Source organism: Arthrobacter sp. ok909 (genome assembly GCF_900104405.1).
GTDB lineage: Bacteria > Actinomycetota > Actinomycetes > Actinomycetales > Micrococcaceae > Arthrobacter > Arthrobacter humicola.
On the sequence record NZ_FNJS01000012.1, the window covers coordinates 115,249 to 132,444 of the forward strand.

At 67.8% G+C, this 17,196-nt stretch carries 15 protein-coding genes; 2 read left to right on the top strand and 13 right to left on the bottom strand.

What is annotated here, in order from left to right:
- Nucleotides 1–244 precede the first annotated feature (244 nt).
- The gene (locus BLR03_RS11965) at nt 245–1,123 is read left to right on the top strand and encodes a serine hydrolase (protein WP_254788437.1); all 879 of its coding nucleotides are present in this window, start codon (nt 245–247) and stop codon (nt 1,121–1,123) included.
- A gap of 133 nt (nt 1,124–1,256) precedes the next feature.
- On the opposite strand, the gene bcp is transcribed toward BLR03_RS11965, so the two are convergent.
- The 12 genes from bcp to BLR03_RS12020 all read right to left on the bottom strand — a co-directional run bounded on the left by bcp (nt 1,257) and on the right by BLR03_RS12020 (nt 14,590).
- Nucleotides 1,257–1,754, bottom strand: a complete 498-nt coding sequence (bcp, locus tag BLR03_RS11970) for a thioredoxin-dependent thiol peroxidase (protein WP_091252804.1) — start codon at nt 1,752–1,754, stop codon at nt 1,257–1,259.
- Nucleotides 1,755–1,798: 44 nt separating this feature from the next.
- Complete coding sequence (locus BLR03_RS11975; protein WP_091252805.1) at nt 1,799–2,560, bottom strand: winged helix-turn-helix domain-containing protein; 762 nt, start codon at nt 2,558–2,560, stop codon at nt 1,799–1,801.
- On the bottom strand, nt 2,557–3,900 hold the full coding sequence (gene allB / locus BLR03_RS11980; RefSeq protein WP_091252806.1) for an allantoinase AllB: 1,344 nt from the start codon (nt 3,898–3,900) through the stop codon (nt 2,557–2,559). Before allB ends, BLR03_RS11975 begins: the two co-directional genes overlap by 4 nt.
- Nucleotides 3,893–5,104, bottom strand: a complete 1,212-nt coding sequence (locus tag BLR03_RS11985; RefSeq protein ID WP_091252807.1) for a glycerate kinase — start codon at nt 5,102–5,104, stop codon at nt 3,893–3,895. The genes allB and BLR03_RS11985 overlap by 8 nt, the downstream gene beginning before the upstream one ends.
- Nucleotide 5,105: 1 nt before the next feature.
- Nucleotides 5,106–6,896 carry a glyoxylate carboligase gene (gene gcl, locus BLR03_RS11990; protein ID WP_091252808.1) on the bottom strand — a complete coding sequence of 597 codons (1,791 nt, stop codon included), beginning with the start codon at nt 6,894–6,896 and terminating at the stop codon, nt 5,106–5,108.
- Between the two features lie 122 nt (nt 6,897–7,018).
- The gene (locus BLR03_RS11995; protein WP_091252809.1) at nt 7,019–7,897 is read right to left on the bottom strand and encodes a 2-hydroxy-3-oxopropionate reductase; all 879 of its coding nucleotides are present in this window, start codon (nt 7,895–7,897) and stop codon (nt 7,019–7,021) included.
- 91 nt (nt 7,898–7,988) lie between these two features.
- Nucleotides 7,989–8,789, bottom strand: a complete 801-nt coding sequence (locus tag BLR03_RS12000) for a hydroxypyruvate isomerase family protein (protein WP_091252810.1) — start codon at nt 8,787–8,789, stop codon at nt 7,989–7,991.
- Nucleotides 8,790–8,995: 206 nt separating this feature from the next.
- Nucleotides 8,996–9,157: a hypothetical protein gene (locus BLR03_RS24395; protein WP_175460505.1), complete on the bottom strand. Its 162-nt coding sequence runs from the start codon at nt 9,155–9,157 to the stop codon at nt 8,996–8,998.
- Between the two features lie 234 nt (nt 9,158–9,391).
- Nucleotides 9,392–10,207: a bifunctional allantoicase/(S)-ureidoglycine aminohydrolase gene (locus BLR03_RS12005; protein ID WP_091252811.1), complete on the bottom strand. Its 816-nt coding sequence runs from the start codon at nt 10,205–10,207 to the stop codon at nt 9,392–9,394.
- Nucleotides 10,204–11,490 carry a DUF6986 family protein gene (locus tag BLR03_RS12010; protein WP_091252813.1) on the bottom strand — a complete coding sequence of 429 codons (1,287 nt, stop codon included), beginning with the start codon at nt 11,488–11,490 and terminating at the stop codon, nt 10,204–10,206. The genes BLR03_RS12005 and BLR03_RS12010 overlap by 4 nt, the downstream gene beginning before the upstream one ends.
- Nucleotides 11,491–11,556: 66 nt before the next feature.
- Nucleotides 11,557–13,155, bottom strand: a complete 1,599-nt coding sequence (gene aceB / locus BLR03_RS12015) for a malate synthase A (protein WP_091252814.1) — start codon at nt 13,153–13,155, stop codon at nt 11,557–11,559.
- A 25-nt stretch (nt 13,156–13,180) separates the two neighbouring features.
- The gene (locus BLR03_RS12020) at nt 13,181–14,590 is read right to left on the bottom strand and encodes an NAD-dependent malic enzyme (protein ID WP_091252815.1); all 1,410 of its coding nucleotides are present in this window, start codon (nt 14,588–14,590) and stop codon (nt 13,181–13,183) included.
- A 203-nt stretch (nt 14,591–14,793) separates the two neighbouring features.
- On the opposite strand from BLR03_RS12020, the gene BLR03_RS12025 reads away from it, so the two are divergent.
- A complete protein-coding gene (locus BLR03_RS12025; protein ID WP_091252816.1) occupies nt 14,794–15,549 on the top strand; it encodes an IclR family transcriptional regulator in 756 nt (251 codons plus the stop codon).
- Between the two features lie 103 nt (nt 15,550–15,652).
- Here the strand turns inward: BLR03_RS12025 and BLR03_RS12030 are convergent, their stop codons facing one another.
- Nucleotides 15,653–17,158: a nucleobase:cation symporter-2 family protein gene (locus tag BLR03_RS12030; RefSeq protein ID WP_091252818.1), complete on the bottom strand. Its 1,506-nt coding sequence runs from the start codon at nt 17,156–17,158 to the stop codon at nt 15,653–15,655.
- Nucleotides 17,159–17,196: the final 38 nt, after the last annotated feature.

Consider the following 17,196-nt stretch of genomic DNA (forward strand, 5'->3'; position numbering starts at 1 on the left):
ACCGGCGTCGCAGGCTGTATTCCGCCGTCTGGCAACGCCCGTCTGCGTCCGCCAGCTGCGCCGGGTCCGGTGCGCTGTGACAGCTTTTTCATAGCTCCGACATAGGTGCCGTGGCTAGTTTGAAGCAACTATGGAACATCACACGCCACGCCAGCAACGAATCGGACCCCGGCCCGCGACGGGCAGTAAACCGCGTCGGGCGGCCGTCCGGCTACGGACCCTGATCGCGGCGGCCTGTGCCGCAGTGCTAGCCGTCGCTCTGGCCGCCGGCATCTTCTCAGCCGCGGAGGCACGAACGACGACGACCGCCGCTCCCGGAGCGTCCGCGGCCAGCCCGGCCGCCAGCGCGGCAGCAGGCGGCAGCGCATCGCCGTCGGCCGGTCCCGCCGCGTCGGCCCCGGCATCCGCCGCGGCGGCAGGATCCGTCGACGCCGCACTGGACGCGAAAATCCAGGCCATTATCGACGCCAACAGCCAGTACCAGATCGGCGTGGCGCTGATCGACGTGTCGTCCGGCGCGGACCCCGCAGACGTCCACGAATACGGCGTCCGGGAGCAATTCGTGGCGGCCAGTACCGCCAAAGTCCTGGCCGCCGCGGCCTACTACCACCTGGTCGAAACCGGCGCCGCCAGCCTCGATGACCCGTTGGGCGACTACACCGCCGGGTTCCAGCTGCGCGAAATGATCCAGCAGAGCGACAACGACTCGTGGTCGCTGATCATGGATGCCGTGGGCCACGAGGAGCTGACGGAGTACGCGGCGTCGCTGGGCGTGACCTACGATCCGGAAACCAACACGCTGACCCCGGCGGAAATGGCCGGCATCCTGTCCGGGGTCTATTCCGGAACGCTCCTCAACGCCGAGGACACCGCGCAGCTGCTGTCCTACATGCAGGACACCAACTACGAGACGCTCATTCCCGCCGCCGTGCCGGATGGGATCACGGTGTTCCACAAGTACGGGCTCCTGGACGATGAACTGCACGACGCCGGCATCCTCACCAAGGACGGCACGGCCTACGCGCTGGTCATCTACACCAAGGGCCAGAGCCTGAGCGACGTCCCGGAACGCACCGAGGTGATCCATCAGCTGACGCAGGCCGTGACGGGCGCCCTCTTCTAGGCCGCCCGTGACAGAACGTGCGGCGTCTTCGGAAATCCGCGGCGGAATCAGACGACCGCACCGCGGATCCGCGGCGCCTCTGTCCGAAACCGTGGCAGAAAACCGAACGCGGCGCGGAGCGGGCCTCCGGCGCTTAGACGCCCAGCTCCTCGCGGAGAGCCCGCACGTGGCCCTGCGCGCTGACCTGGTACTGGGCCAGGACCACGTTGCCGTCGGGACCGACCACCACGGTGGACCTGAGGGTTCCTTCGCGGACTTCGCCGTCCACCAGCTTCTCGCCCCAGGCCCCGTACGCCAGGGCTGTGGCGTGGTCTTCGTCCGCGAGCAGCGGGAAGGTCAGGGCATGCTCGGCGGCGAAGGCGGACAGGGCCTCCCGTGCATCGGGGGAGATGCCCAGGACTTCGAATCCCGCGCCTTGGAGGGCGGCAAGGCTGTCGCGGAAGTCGCAGGCCTGCGTGGTGCAGCCGGGGGTGGCGGCGCGCGGGTAGAAGTAGACAATGACGTTCTTGCCGCGGTAATCGGCCAGGGAAATCCGGCGGCCCGCGGAGTCGGACAGCGTGAACCCGGGGGCCGGAGCGCCGGTCTTCAGCCTGGTGGTGGCGTGCAGCTTGGTGGTCACGGTGGATTGCATGAAGTTCCTTCGATCGAGGGTCGGGATGGTGGCCACAGCGGGGGTCAGATGGTGTATTCCGCCGGTCCGCGGACGGTCGCCAGCGGACCGGGGACGAAGCGGTAGCCGCCGCTGCGGACGGTGACGACGGCGTGCCGGCAGCCCTTGAGCTTCCGGCGCACCCGGCCGACGTACACATCGATAGACCGGGTGGCCGCACCAGGGGTGTCGAACGCGTCGAGGCAATGCTGCAGTTCCTGCCGGGTTACCGTGCGGGAGCAGTTCTGCACGAGGCATCTCAGGAGGGCGAACTCCACGTCCGTCAGGGGCACGCGCTCGCCGTCGAGCCTGGCGTCCCCGGCTGCGAGGTCGACGGCGAGCCGGGTGATGTTCCCGGGGGCGGGCGCCACCGGCGCCCCGCCGCCGACTGAGGCCCCGTCGTCGTCCCCAGCCCTGGCAGACAGAAGTTCGGCTCCGGCGGGAACCTCCGGTGCGATTCCCGCCGGGGTGCCGTCCTCGCCGGGGGACCGGACGACGGCGGACGTTGCTGCCCCGGCGGCGGGCCTAAAGTGGACTTCCGCCTCCGGGGCACATCTGAGGGCGCGGCCAAGCACGAGTTCGGCCGCCCGGGCCAGGGCCGCCGGGTCACAGTCGGCGTTGTCCGGCAGGGTGACCCAGACGGCCAGCCCCTTCGCGGTGAGGCCGGCCTGTCCAGGCCGTCCGATCTGTCCAGGCCGTCCGACCCGGCCGACATGCCCGGTCCGGCCAACCGGGCCGCGCTGTCCGTAAGCGGCGTGTGCCGGGCCGGCCGCGGCCGGCTGGCTCATACGCCGCCGCGGCGGATCAGCTTGCCGGTCGGAGTCCGGCCGTCAACCAGGGTGCCGCGGAGGTAGGTCTGCCGGACAACGCCGGAGAGCGCCTTGCCGTCATACGGGGTGATCGGGTTCTTGTGCTTGAGCTTGGAGACATCCACGACGTACGCCTCGTCCGGGGCAAAGACGGCGAAGTCGGCGTCGTACCCCAGCGCGAGCTGGCCCTTGTTGGAGAGGCGTGCCAGTGCGGCCGGCTTCTCGGCCATCCACGAGACCACCTGCTCCAGGGGGATGCCGCGGTGCCGGGCCTCGGTCCAGATCAGGGACAGGCCCAGCTGCAGCGAGGAAACGCCGCCCCAGGCCACCGCGAAGTCCCCGTTCTCCAGATCTTTCAGGTCAAGGGTGGACGGGGAGTGGTCCGAGACGATGCAGTCAATGGTGCCGTCCTGCAGACCAGCCCAGAGCAGTTCCCGGTTGGAGGCCTCGCGGATCGGCGGGCAGCACTTGTAGGCGGTGGCCCCGTCGGGGATTTCCTCGGCCATCAGGGTCAGGTAATGCGGGCAGGTCTCCACCGTGAGGTGGACGCCGTCGCGCTTGGCGGAGGCGATCATGGGTAGGGCGTCGGAGGACGAGAGGTGCAGGATGTGGGCGCGGGCGCCGGTCCAGCGGGCCCGTTCGATGACCTCGGCGATGGCCTTGTTCTCGGCGCCGCGGGGGCGGGAAGCCAGGAACGTCGAGTAATGGTCGCCGCCCGGGTGGGGTGCCCGGTCGATCGCGTGCGAGTCCTCGGCATGGACGATCATGAGCGAGTCAAAGGTCTTGAGCTCGGCCATGTCCTCTTCCATCTCGTCAGCGTCCAGGTGCGGGAACTCGTCCACGCCCGAGTGCAGCAGGAAGCACTTGAAACCGAACACGCCCTCGTCGTGGAGGCCGCGCAGCTCGGCCTTGTTCCCCGGCACGGCACCGCCCCAGAACCCGACGTCCACGAACGCCTGGTCCTCGGCCACCTCACGCTTGAGCTTGAGCCCTTCGACGGTGGTGGTGGGCGGGATGGAATTCAGCGGCATGTCGATGATGGTGGTCACGCCGCCGGCCGCGGCTGCCCGGGTGGCGGAGGCGAAGCCTTCCCATTCGGTGCGGCCGGGCTCGTTGACGTGGACGTGGGTGTCCACGAGGCCCGGCAGCAGGGTTTCGTCGTCGGCGAGCTCAATCACTTCCGCGCCGGCAAGCCCGTTGCCCAGGGGCTCGATCGCGACGATCTTGCCGCCGCGCACGCCCACTTCACGCGCGGCGATGCCGGCGGTGGTGAGGATGCGCCGGCCCCGGATGACGAGGTTAAAGCGTTCTTCAGACATTGAGGGGCTCCTTGGTGCGGGCACTTTTCGCTGGTGCGGTGCTGGCCGGGACCAGGCCCGGCAGTTCAGCGCCGATGCGCTTTCCCAATTGTTCAAGCAGAGGACCTGCTTCGGCTATACAAGTTTCTACCTTGGCCTCCAGCGAAGTCAGCGGGTAGACCTGCCGGAATCCGGATTCCTCCTGCTGTTCCGGTGTCAGGGTGGTGCGGCCGCAGACCGCGACCACCGGGACCCCGGCGCGCCGGGCCGCCCGGGCAACGCCCGCGGGAGTCTTGCCCAGCAGAGTCTGTTCGTCCAGGCTGCCTTCGCCGGTGATCACCAAGTCCGCGCCGGACAGCCGTTCTGCCAGTCCGGTGAATTCGAGGACGACGTCGATGCCCGGCCGGCGAGTCGCGGCCAGTGCCGCGATCGCCGCGTAGCCCACGCCGCCGGCTGCGCCCGCGCCCGGAGCCTCGGCTGCCCGGAGCGCCCGGGGGCCGATCTCGGATGTCAGGACCTCCACGAAGTGGGCCAATGCTGCATCCAGGAACACGACGTCGGCGGGGGTGGCGCCCTTTTGCGGGCCGAAGATGCGTGCGGCGCCGGCCGGTCCGAGCAACGGGTTGTCGACGTCGCTGGCGAGCACGAAGCGTGCCTCGTCCAGACGGGAGTCGAACCCGGAGAAGTCGATCCAGGCCAGCCGGGCCAGGGCAGCCCCGCCGAGCGGCAGTTCACGGCCGTCGGCGTCGAGCAACCGCGCGCCGAGACCCTGCAGGACGCCGGCGCCGCCGTCGGTGTTGGCGCTCCCGCCGACCCCGAGGATGATCTGCCGGCACCCGGCGTCGAGCGCTGCGCGGATCAGTTCGCCGGTGCCCAAGCTGCTGGCGCCGGTGGCGCTCGCCGAATCCGGCACGGCACCGGCGGGGCTGCCGGGCAGCAGGGCGAGCCCGGAGGCGGTGGCCATCTCGATGACGGCAACGCGACCGCGGACGGCGAAGTCCGCGCGGACCGGCTCACCGGTGGGGCCGCTGACGACGGCGCTCCGGCGGGCGAAGCCGGAGCCGACGGCGGCATCGAGGGTGCCCTCGCCGCCGTCGGCCACGGGAATCCTGAGTACCTCAAGGTTGCCGCCACAGGCGCGTTGGAGCCCAGTTTCAACGTGCCGGGCAACGTCCGGGGCGGAGAGCGAGCCTTTGAACTTGTCCGGCGCTATGACCACCTTCATCTCAGGCCTGCATCGCCAGGATGGCGGTGGGGGCGTCTTCGGAGGTCTCGGCCAGGGCCTCGAACTCGTTGACCGCGTTGATCTCCACACCCATGGAGATGTTGGTGATCTTTTCCAGGATCACTTCCACCACCACGGGAACCTTGAACTCGCCGGCCAGCGCCTTGGCCTTGTCGAAAGCGGACGCCAGGTCGTTGGGGTCCTCCACGCGGACGGCCTTGCAGCCCAGGCCTTCGGCCACCTTGATGTGGTCCACGCCGTAGCCGCTTGCCGTTGCCGAGAGATCAGTGGAGTTGATGTTCTCGAACGCCAGGGACACGTTCTGTTCCATGTTGAAGCCGCGCTGGGACTGGCGGATCAGGCCCAGGTAGGAGTTGTTGACCACCACGTGGACGTAAGGCAGGTTGAACTGCGCGCCGACGGCCAGTTCCTCGATCATGAACTGGAAATCGTAGTCACCGGACAGGGCAACAACGGTCTCGTCCGGCTTGCCGCGGACAACGCCGAGGGCGGCCGGGGCGGTCCAGCCCAGCGGACCGGCCTGGCCGGCGTTGATCCACTTGCGGGGGCCGAACACGTGCAGCATCTGGGCGCCGGCGATCTGTGACAGGCCGATGGTGGACACGTAGGTGGTGTCCTTGCCGAAGGACTTGTTCATCTCCTCGTACACGCGCTGCGGCTTGATCGGGATGTTTTCGAAGTGCGTCTTGCGGTGCAGGCTGGCCTTGCGTCCGGCGCACTCGGCCGCCCAGGCGCTGTAGTCCGGCAGGGTGCCAGCAGCCTTGCGCTCGCGGGCGAGTTCGACCAGCCCTGCCAGGGCCGCGCCGGCGTCGGAGGCGATGCCCAGGTCAGGCGAGAACACGCGGCCGATCTGGGTGGGCTCGATATCGATGTGCACGAATTTGCGGCCGGCCGTGTAGGTGTCCAGGCCGCCGGTGTGGCGGTTGGCCCAGCGGTTGCCGATGCCGATCACGAAGTCGCTGCGCAGGTAGTTCTCGTTGCCGTAGCGGTGGCTGGTCTGCAGGCCCACCATGCCGGCCATCAAGGCGTGGTCGTCCGGGATCGCGCCCCAGCCCATCAGGGTGGGGATGACCGGAACGCCCAGCAGTTCGGCCAGTTCCACCAGTTGCTCGGACGCGCCGGCGTTGATGATCCCGCCGCCGGCCACGATCAGCGGGCGTTCGCCGGCCGTCAGCATGTCGAAGGCCTTTTCCAGCTGCTTGCGGCTGGCCTTCGGCTTTTCCACGGGCAGCGGCTCGTAGGTCTCGATGTCGAACTCGATCTCGGCCATCTGAACGTCGATCGGCAGGTCCAGCAGCACCGGGCCCGGGCGGCCGGAGCGCATCAGCTGGAAGGCCTTCTGGAAGGCGCCGGGAACCTGGCCGGGCTCCAGGATGGTCATGGCCATCTTGGTGACGGGCTTGGCGATGGACTCGATGTCCACGGCCTGGAAGTCTTCCTTGTGCAGCTTGGCGACCGGGGCCTGGCCGGTGATGCAGAGCATCGGGATGGAATCTGCCCACGCGGCGTACAGTCCGGTGATCATGTCCGTGCCTGCGGGGCCGGACGTGCCGATGCAGATGCCGATGTTGCCGTCCGCCGCACGGGAGTAGCCGTCGGCCATGTGGCTGGCGCCTTCAACGTGGCGGGCCAGGGTGTGGCGGATGCCGCCGTGGGCCCGCATCGCGGAATAGAACGGGTTGATTGCCGCCCCTGGCAGGCCGAACGCCTCGGTGGCGCCCTCCTTTTCCAGGATGGCGACGGCTGCGTCAACAGTGCGCATCTTCGTCATGGTGTGCTCCTTGAAAGTCTGTTTTGGGTGTGGAGGGGGAGCCGCCGTCGTGAAGTACGACGGCGGTTGCCCTGTTTTGCTTGGTTCCGGCCTGTCGCCGGGCTGCTTACTTCCGGCCTGGGTTACTTTCGACCGCTGAGCTGGAGGACCTGCTTGAAGAGGCCCGAGTGGTCCAGTCCGCCGTCGCCCTGGTTGACGGTGGCGGCGACGAGCTGCGCGACGACGGCGCCGAGGGGGATGGCGACCTTGGCTTCGCGGGCAGCGGAGGTGACGATGCCGAGGTCCTTGTGGTGCAGGGCCAGGCGGAATCCGGGGTCGAAGTTGCGGTCCAGCATCTTCTGGCCCTTCTGGTCCACGACCTTGGAGCCGGCGAGTCCGCCGCCGAGGACCTTGAGGGCGGCGTCGGTGTCCACGCCGTAGGCCTCGAGGAAGGCAATCGCCTCGGCCAGGACCTCGATGTTGACCGCGACGATCAGCTGGTTGGCTGCCTTGACGGTCTGGCCTGAACCGGACGGGCCGACGTGGACGATGGTCTTGCCGACGGCCGTCAGGACGTCCTGGGCGGCCTCGAAGTCAGCGGCGTCGCCGCCCACCATGATGGACAGCGCGGCGTCAATGGCGCCCTGTTCGCCGCCGGAGACCGGGGCATCGAGGGGGCGGATGCCGGCTGCTTTGGCGTCGTCGGCCAAACGCTTGGCGACGTCGGGGCGGATGCTGGATGCGTCGATCCAGAGCGTGCCCTGCTTGGCATTGGCGAACACGCCGTCGACGCCGCCGACGACGCCTTCAACATCGGGGGAGTCCGGCACCATGGTGATGACGACGTCCGCGTCCTTGACGGCCTCGGCAATGCTGCCGGCGCCGCTGCCGCCTTCGGAGACGAGCTTGTCGATTTTGTCCTGGCTGCGGTTGAAGCCGGTGACCGTGTGGCCGGCCTTGACGAGGTTGATGGCCATGGGCAGGCCCATGATGCCGAGTCCGATCACTGCAACGTTGCTCATTGTTTTTCCTTTACTGAAGTCTTGTTAGCGCGGGTGGGTGGGCCCACGCCCGCCGGGTTCCCTGGCCGAGCTTGCGAGGCTAGCGCGGGGACTAGCCTGCGGCGTGCTGGCGGATGGCCCAGGCGAAGGCGGTTTCCGCCGGTTCCTTGTATTCAAGGCCGATGTAGCCCTCGTAGCCGAGTTCGCGGCTGCGGGTGATCCATTCGCCCAGCGGCAGGGTCCCGGTTCCGGGGGCACCGCGGCCGGGGCTGTCGGCGATCTGGATGTGGCCGAAGTCTTTGGCGTGGCCTTCGATGACGGCAGCGACGTCGTCACCGTTGACCGCCAGGTGGTAGAAGTCGGCCAGGAGCTTGATGTTCTCCGCGCCGGTTTCGTTCTTGACCCGGGCGATGACGTCGAGAGCATCCGCCGCGGTCAGCAGCGGGTAGCGGGGTGCGCCGCTGACCGGCTCCAGCAGGACGGTTCCGCCGATCCGGGCGACTCCGGCGGCTGCGGCGGCCAGGTTCTGTACGGCCAGTTCGTCCTGTTCCTCGGGGGAGTGCTCCTCCTGGCGGTTGCCGTAGAGGGCGTTGAAGGCGGTGCAGCCGAGTCGCGCGCCGATCCCGGCGACGACGTCGATGTTGTCTTTGAATTCGGCGCTGCGGCCCTTCCAGGACACGAGGCCCCGGTCTCCTGCGGGCATGTCGCCGGCGTTGAAGTTCAGGCCGGTGAGCTGCACGCCGGCATCCGTGATGGCGTTCTCGAACCGGGTGACCTGGGCGTCGGTAGGGACGGAGGTCTCGAAGGGCCACCAGAATTCGACGGCGTCAAAACCGGCGGCTTTCGCCGCGGCCGGGCGTTCCAGGAGAGGGAGCTCCGTCAGGAGGATGGAGCAGTTCACGGTGTACGTCATTGTGGGTTCCTTCCGGTGTGGGCGGGAGCTGGATCCCGGGCTTCGTTGCCTTGAAGATCGTCTCCTGCGATTTCCGCTTTGTGGAATTTAGATTCTGCTTTATGAAAAGTGTAGGGAAGTTAGGGCAGGAGAGTCAAGGGGTGCGCGTCAAGCGGCGTATGTCGAGGAGGGGCGCGGGAGTGCTGCGGATCCGGCGAAGGGTGGTTCTACCGCTTCGTGGGATCTTTCCGGGCTGCCAGGCCCACGAGCGCGCCGATGCCCAGGCCGACCAGCAGGCCTGTGAACGGCTTGTCGACGGTGGTGACTCCGATGGCGAAGCCGAGGGCCGCGCCAAGGAGCATTCCGATCCACAGGGATTCGTACTTCACAGCCTCAGGCTAGCAAGCATCGCCCGGGCCGCAAGGGCTTCCGGCTTGGGAACCTCATTTGGTGCGGAGGCGCGCACGGCCCCGGAACCACGAAAGAGTCCGGAACCACGAAGGAGTCCGCCCCGACAGGCGGGGCGGACTCCACAGGGTGATTCAGCACAGCGCGGATCAGCACTCGCTGGAGCAGCAATGTGCGGACCAGCAGTGCGTCCACCGGTACGGCGCGGACCGGCCTTAGGTCAGGCGGATCTGGCGGTTGACGTCCTTGTAGAGCAGGTAGCGGAACGGGCCCGGGCCGCCGGCGTAGCAGGCCTGGGGGCAGAAGGCGCGGAGCCACATGAAGTCGCCGGCCTCGACTTCCACCCAGTCGTCGTTGAGGCGGTAGACGGCTTTGCCCTCCAGGACGAAGAGTCCGTGTTCCATCACGTGGGTTTCGGCGAAGGGGATGGACGCCCCGGGCTGGAACGTGACGATGTTGACGTGCATGTCGTGGGCGAGGTCGTCGGGGTCCACGAAACGGGTGGTGGCCCAGGCCCCGTTGGTGTTCGGCATGGGCCGCGGCTCGACGTCCTGGTCACGGGTGACGAAGGATTTGGCCGTGAAGCCTTCCAGGGGCTCGTATGCCTTGCGGATCCACTGGAAGCTGGCGACCTCGCCGGCGGAGTCGTTGGACACTTTCCAGTCCGAGCCGGCGGCGAGGTAGGCATAGCCGCCGGCTTCGAGGTGGTGGATTTCGCCGTCGAGGGTCAGTGTCAGTTCGCCCTTGGTCAGGAAGATCACGCCTTCGACGCCGGCCTCTGCCTCGGGCTTGTCGCTGCCGCCGCCCGGGCCCACCTCGACAATCAGCTGCGAGAACGTCGTCGCAAAGCCGGCGATGGGCCGGGCGATGATCCAGGACCGGGTGTTGGTCCAGCCGGGAAGGTTACTGGTGACGATATCGCGCAGCACCCCCTTGGGGATGACGGTGTACGCCTCCTTGACCACGGCGCGGTCGGTGAGGAGCTGGGTCTGCGGCGGCAGGCCGCCTTCGGGTGAAAAGTAGTTGCTCATGGGTGTGTCCTTTTCGCTGAGGGGGTGGAAGAAGCGGCCAGCCGGGGGTGGGCCAGCACGGTGAGTTGGGGAAGGCCGACGTCGGCCAGCGCCAGGACTTCATCGGCGCCGACAGCGCCACATTGGACGCCGCGGAGCACAAAGGCTGCCAGGGCGCGTGCGGTGGCGGGCTCATCCATGACGCCGCCGCCGGTTTGTTCCACGTAATTGCGGAGCCGGGCAGCGGCAGCGGGGAGCCCTTGCCGGTAGAAGGCGTAGGTCGCGGCAAACCGGCTGGGCAGCTGGGCCGGGTGGAGGTCCCAGCCCTGGTAGTAGCCGCGTTCCAGCGACCGGCGGACCAGCCGGCCGTGGAGCTGCCAGGCCTGTTCCACGTTGTCGCCCACCGGGATGATGTTGGTGGAGCCGTCGGAGAGCCGGATGCCGGTGCCGGCCACGGCAAGTTGCATGACTTCCTTGGCGAAGTCCGCCACGGGATGTTCCATGGACTGGTATTCGGCCGAGATCTGCAGCGACGCGGAGTAGTCGTACGTTCCGTAGTGCAGCCCGCTGATCCGGCCGGGCACCGCGTGCGGCAGGCGCGCCACCGGCGAGGTCCCGTCCGGGCCCAGGATGAGCTGCGGCGTTTCCACCTGCACCTCGAACCGGAGCCGGCCCGCGGGGAGCGAGTGGACGTCCTCGAGCCGGGACACGGCGAACGCCATGGCCTCCACCTGCGCCACGGTGGTGACCTTGGGCAGGGTGAGGATGAGCCCATCCGGGAGTTCGCCGGCCGCGGCCAGCTGCGACACGAAGAGGTCCAGGGTCCGCAGTCCCCGGGCCCGGGTGGCGGCTTCGAAGCACTTGAAACGGATTCCGATGAACGGCGGCGCGGTGCCGGCGGCGACGGCGGCGGCCACGGCGGACCCCGCGGCAACAGCGGCGGTGTCCTCGGCGTCGTCGCCCCGGTCCCCGAACCCGTCCTCGAAGTCCAGCCGGAGGTCCTCGATGGGCTCGGTTGAGAGTTTGGCCCGGACCCGGGGCGCGACGGCCGCCGCCAGGTCGGCCTCCTGGCCCTGCAGTGCGCACAGGCTTTCGACGCCGCCGCGGGCGTCCACCGCGGCGAGGGCCTGGGCGCCCCAGTCGGCCGTGAACTCCGGGCTGAAGCGGTCGGCGGGAACGTAGACGGTGTGCACGGGCTGGCGGGAGCCGTCATCGCCCGGGTAGTTGCGCTCCAGCAGCCGGTCGGTGTCGGCGAGTTGCGCGTCAATCCTGGCGAGGTCGGCCCCGGAGAGGGACGGCGTCACCGGTCCTTGGCTCTGTCCCTGTGCCTGTGGCCGTAGTCCGGCGCCGGGGGAGGTGGCTGCCATGCTTCAGCCCACCAGCTCGTAGGCCGGGGTGGTGAGGAAATCGGTGTAGTCCTCGGACAGGCAGATGTCGCCGATCAGGCGGCTGGCCGGAAGGTAGTGCTTCGCAAAAGCGTCCTCGCCCACCTCGCCGCGGAGCTTCTCGGTCTCCTCGGCGAGGATGGCGGACACCAGTTCGCGGGTGACGGTCCGGCCGGTGTCGGCGAGCACCGAGTGGTTGCGGATCTGCTGCCAGACCTGGGATCGCGAGATTTCGGCCGTGGCGGCGTCCTCCATCAGGTTGTGGATGGCCACGGCGCCGTTTCCGGAGATCCAGACGGCGGTGTAGGCCACGGCCACGTAGAGGTTCAGGCGCATGCCTGCCTCGGTCACCTGGCCCTGGGCGGAACGGATGTCCAGAAGCTGCTCGGCGGTGACGCTGACCTCGGGCCGCTGCTTGTCCAGTTGGTTGGGCCGTGCGCCCAGGACGGAGTCGAACACCTCGCGGCAGATCGGGACCAGGTCCGGGTGTGCGACCCAGGAGCCGTCGAATCCGTCGTTGGCCTCGCGGGTCTTGTCCGCCCGGACCTTCTCGAAGGCCTGGGCGGTCACCTCGAGTTCGCGCCGGTTGGGGATTACCGCTGCCATGCCGCCCATGGCGAACGCGCCGCGGCGGTGGCAGGTCTTGACCAGGAGTTCGGTGTAGGCCCGCATGAACGGCGCGGTCATGGCGACGCTGGCCCGGTCGGGAAGGACAAAGCTCTCGCCGGCGTCCCGGAAGTACTTGATGATGCTGAACAGGTAGTCCCAGCGTCCGGCATTCAGGCCGGAGGCGTGGTCGCGGAGTTCGAAGAGGATCTCGTCCATCTCGAAGGCCGCCGGGATGGTCTCGATCAGGACGGTGGCGCGGATCGTGCCCTGCGGGATGCCGAGATAGTCCTGCGCGAAGACGAAGATCTCGTTCCACAGCCGTGCCTCTAGGTGGCTCTCCATCTTGGGCAGGTAGTAGTACGGTCCGTGGCCGTTCTCCAGGAGCCGCTGGGCGGTGTGGAAGAAGTGCAGGCCGAAGTCCACCAGGGCGCCGATCGTGTGTTCCCCGCCGATCAGCAGGTGCCGTTCGCCCATGTGCCAGCCGCGGGGCCGGGCCACCACGACGGCGAGCGGGGCGTCAGTGCGCAGCGCGTACTCCTTGCCTTCGGGCGAGGTGTACTTCAGGGTTCCCTCGGCGGCGTCGCGGAGGTTGAGGATCGATTCGACCACGTTGGACCAGGTGGGCGTGCTGGCGTCCTCGAGGTCAGCGAGCCACACCTTCGCGCCGGAGTTCAGCGCATTGATGGCCATCTTGGCCGGTGCGGCCGGCCCGGTCATCTCGACCCGGCGGTCCTGCAGGGCCGCAGGTGCCGGCGCAACGCTCCAGTCGGCGTCGCGGATTTCCCGGGTCTCCGGCAGGAAATCCAGGCGGCCGGTCCGGGCCACGTGCTCGCGCTTGACGGCGCGGGCCTTGAGAAGTTCGGCACGGGTTCCGGCAAAGCGGAGGTGAAGTTCCTCGACGAAGGCGAGAGCCTCCGGGGTCAGGATTTCCCCGGCCCGGTCGATGGGCTGGGGATCGGTGACGGTGAGAGCCATTTCTGGTCCTTTCCTAGGCTGCGAATCAGGCGTGGGCCGGGATGGCACGGGCGGCGGCGTGGGCTGCGCCGGCCACAGCGGCGGCGACGTCGGCGGCAACGTGTGGGTCGAAGACGCTGGGGATGATGTAGCTGGCGTTCAGTTCCTCGTCCGCCACACGGTTGGCGATTGCCTTCGCGGCGGCCACCAGCATTTCCGGGATGATGTCGGAGGCGCCGGCGTCGAGCAGCCCGCGGAAGAAGCCCGGGAAGGCCAGCACGTTGTTGATCTGGTTGGGGTAGTCGCTGCGGCCGGTGGCCACAACGGCCGCGTGCTTCGACGCGATCACTGGGTCGATTTCCGGCGTGGGGTTGGCCATGGCAAAGACGATCGCATCCTTGGCCATGGAGGCAACCTGCTCCTCGCCGATCACGTTGGGGGCGCTGACGCCGATGAAGACGTCCGCACCCTTGAGGGCCTCGTGCAGGGTGCCCGAGAAGCCGGCCTCGTTGGTGTTGGCCGCGATCCAGGAGCGGTGCTCGTCGTCGTACTCGGCGCCGTGGTGGATGGCGCCGGAGCGGCCGGCCGCGATGATGTGGTTGGCGCCCTGGGCCTTGAGCAGTTGGATGATGGCCGAGCCCGCGGCGCCGACGCCGGATACCACGATCTTGACATCGGCGAGCTTCTTGCCCACCACGCGCAGGGCATTGACCAGGGCGGCGAGGGTCACGATCGCGGTGCCGTGCTGGTCGTCATGGAAGACCGGGATGTCCAGTTCCGCACGGAGCCGGTTTTCAATCTCGAAGCAGCGCGGCGCGGCGATGTCTTCCAGGTTCACGCCGCCGTAGACGGGGGCGAGGGCCTTGACGATCATGATGATTTCCTCGGTGTCCTGGGTGTCCAGGCAGACCGGCCAGGCATCGACGTTGGCGAACTGCTTGAAGAGGGCGGCCTTGCCCTCCATCACCGGCAGCGCAGCGGCCGGGCCGATGTTTCCCAGGCCCAGGACGGCGGAGCCGTCGGTGACGACGGCGATGGTGTTGCGCTTGATGGTCAGGTTCCTCGCGGCGGAGGGGTCCTCCGCGATCGCCAGGCAGACGCGGGCGACGCCGGGGGTGTAGGCGCGGGAGAGGTCGTCGCGGTTGCGCAGGGCCACCTTCGGGACCACCTCAAGCTTCCCGCCCAGGTGCATCAGGAAGGTGCGGTCCGAAACATGCTGGACCTTCACGCCGTCGAGCGCGTTGAGGGCGTCCTTGACGCGGGCCGCATGCTCGTCGTCGGTGGTGTTGCAGGTGACGTCGACGACGAGCGTCTCGTGGTGGGATTCGGTGACGTCCAGGGCGGTGATGGCGGCGCCTGCCGCACCGACTGCCGCCGCCAGTTCGCTGGTGGCGGTGAAGCTGGACGGCGCTTCCACGCGCAGGGTGATCGAATTTCCGGGGCTCGGGTTCGCCATTGAGTTCCTCCTGGTATGGCCCGTGACGGGCCGCTAACGCTTCGATGAATGTTTTCGTATTATGGATATTATTATCTGCTTAGTGGAAAAACAACCCTTGTCGTGTCATTGGCGGGGTGGCAGGGTGCTGTATCTTTGGTTTTCAGCTGTATTTCACGATGTGGATAAGAAATGTCGACGCCGACGCGCAGGAGAGAATCTTTATGGCTGATAAGCCCTCGGGAGGCGTGCAGTCCGTTGAGCGCGTCTTCGAACTTCTGGAACTGATTACCGATGCGGGCGGCGAGGTCACCCTCAGCGAGCTGTCCAATTCCACCGATCTGCCCCTTCCCACCATTCACCGGCTCCTTCGCACCCTTGTTGCCCTGGGGTACATCCGGCAGTTGCCGAACCGCCGCTACGCGCTGGGGCCGCGCCTGATCCGCCTGGGTGAGGCGGCCAACAAGCAGCTCGGCTCGCTGGCCAGGCCCCAGCTCAAGTCGCTTGTGGACCGGCTGGGTGAAACGGCCAATATGGGTGTCCTGGACTCCGACATGGTCATCTACGTCGCCCAGGTGCCGTCGCTGCACTCGATGCGCATGTTCACCGAGGTGGGCAAGCGCGGCTACATGCACGCCACAGGCATGGGCAAGGCGATCCTGGCCCAGCTGGACGATGACACGGTCCGCGGCATCGTCGGACGCCAGGGGATGCCGACCCCCACCCCGAAGAGCATTGGCGACGTCGATACGCTGCTGGAAGACCTGAAGCTCATCCGCAAGCGCGGCTACTCCATTGACGAGGAAGAGCAGGAGGTCGGGGTGCGGTGCTTCGCGATGGCCATCCCCGATGCCCCGACGCCGGCCGCCATCTCCGTCTCCGGGCCCGTGTCCCGGGTGGACCAGGCGTTCGCGGACAAGGCCGTGCCGCTGCTGCGGGAGGCCGCCCGCGCGATCTCGGACGAGCTCAAGCTGGGCTGATCCGCCGGGGCACAACGCCGCCGTCCGGATCCGGACGCACGACTTGCGGGGCCTACGGTCGTAGGCCCCGCAAGTCGCTGCCGTGTGCGGGATGGATGGGCTCCTAATGCTCGTCGGCTGCAATCCTGGACGGCTCTACGGGAACTTCCTTGCCGTCGCAGTCAAACAGTTTGCCGTTCTCGTAGCGGTCGCCCTCGGCGAGGCATTTAAGGTCTTCCTGACGGAGGACCCTGTCGGTACCGGCCACGAAGACCGACTGGTTCTCGGAGTTCCCGGCCTTCAAGTGGTTGAAGAGCAGGTTCAGCAGGATGGCCATGAGGGCTGCCGAGCTGATGCCGGAGTGGAAGATGGTGCTGAACCAGGTGGGGAACTTGTCGTAGAAGGTCGGTGCGGCGATCGGAATCATGCCGAAGCCCAGTGACGCCGCGACGACGATCAGGTTCATGTTGTTGCGGTATTCCACTTTGGCGAGGGTCCGGATGCCGCTGGCGGCGACGGTTCCGAAGAGGACGACGCCGGCACCGCCCAGGACGGGCGTCGGCACCGAGGCCACGACGCGACCCAGGACGGGAAGCAGGCCGAGGACCACCAGGATCACCCCGCCGGCGCTGACCACGAAGCGGCTCTTGACGCCCGTGATGGCAACCAGACCCACGTTCTGGGCGAAGGCACTCTGGGTGAAAGAGTTGAACAGCGGCGAGATGGCGCTGGAGAGCATGTCCGCCCGGAGACCGTCGCCAATCCGCTTGGAGTCAACCTTGGTGCCGACGATGTCGCCCACGGCAATGATGTCGGCCGAGGTTTCGGTCAGGGTGACCAGGATGACGATCAGCATCGAAATGATCGAGGCGACCTCAAAGGTGGGAGGGCCGAAAGCAAACGGTGTGGGGAAGGCGACGATTGCGCCCTGGGCCACCTTGGAAAAATCTGCCATGCCGACTGCGAAGGCGATCAGGGTGCCCAGAACCATCGCGAGCAGGATCGACAGCCTCGAGATCGCGGCATTCCCTACCTTGCTGAGCAGCAGGACAATCGCCATGGTGACCGCGGCGAGGCCGATGTTTGCCACGCTTCCGTAGTCCGGCGCCTTGCTGTTGCCGCCCATGGCCCAGTTGGCGGCAACCGGCATCAGCGTCAGGCCGATGGTGGTAATGACCACACCGGTCACCACCGGGGGAAAGAATCGGATGATCTTCGAGAACAGCGGCGTGATGAGCAGTCCGATCAGCGATGCCGCGATGACGGAGCCGAACACGGCCTGGATGCCGCCACCGCCGTGGACGATCGCCACCATCGTGGACACGCCGGCAAACGAAACGCCCTGCACGAGCGGGAGCCGGGACCCGAAGAACGGGATGCCGATGGTCTGCAGGATGGTGGCGAGGCCTCCGACGAACAGGCACGCGGCGATCAGCAGGCCAATGTCCTGCGACGACATGCCGGCGGCCGCGCCAATGATCAGCGGCGGGGCGATGATTCCGCCGTACATGGTGAGAACGTGCTGCAAACCGTAGGCGAACGTACTTCCGAGCGGCAGGCGCTGGTCTTCGGGGCGACCGGACCGAGCGGCGCGCGCCGCTGTCGCGGCTAATTTCTTCTTGGTGTTCATGGCAGACTTTCTTGGTTCATGGCAGACGTCTTTGTCTG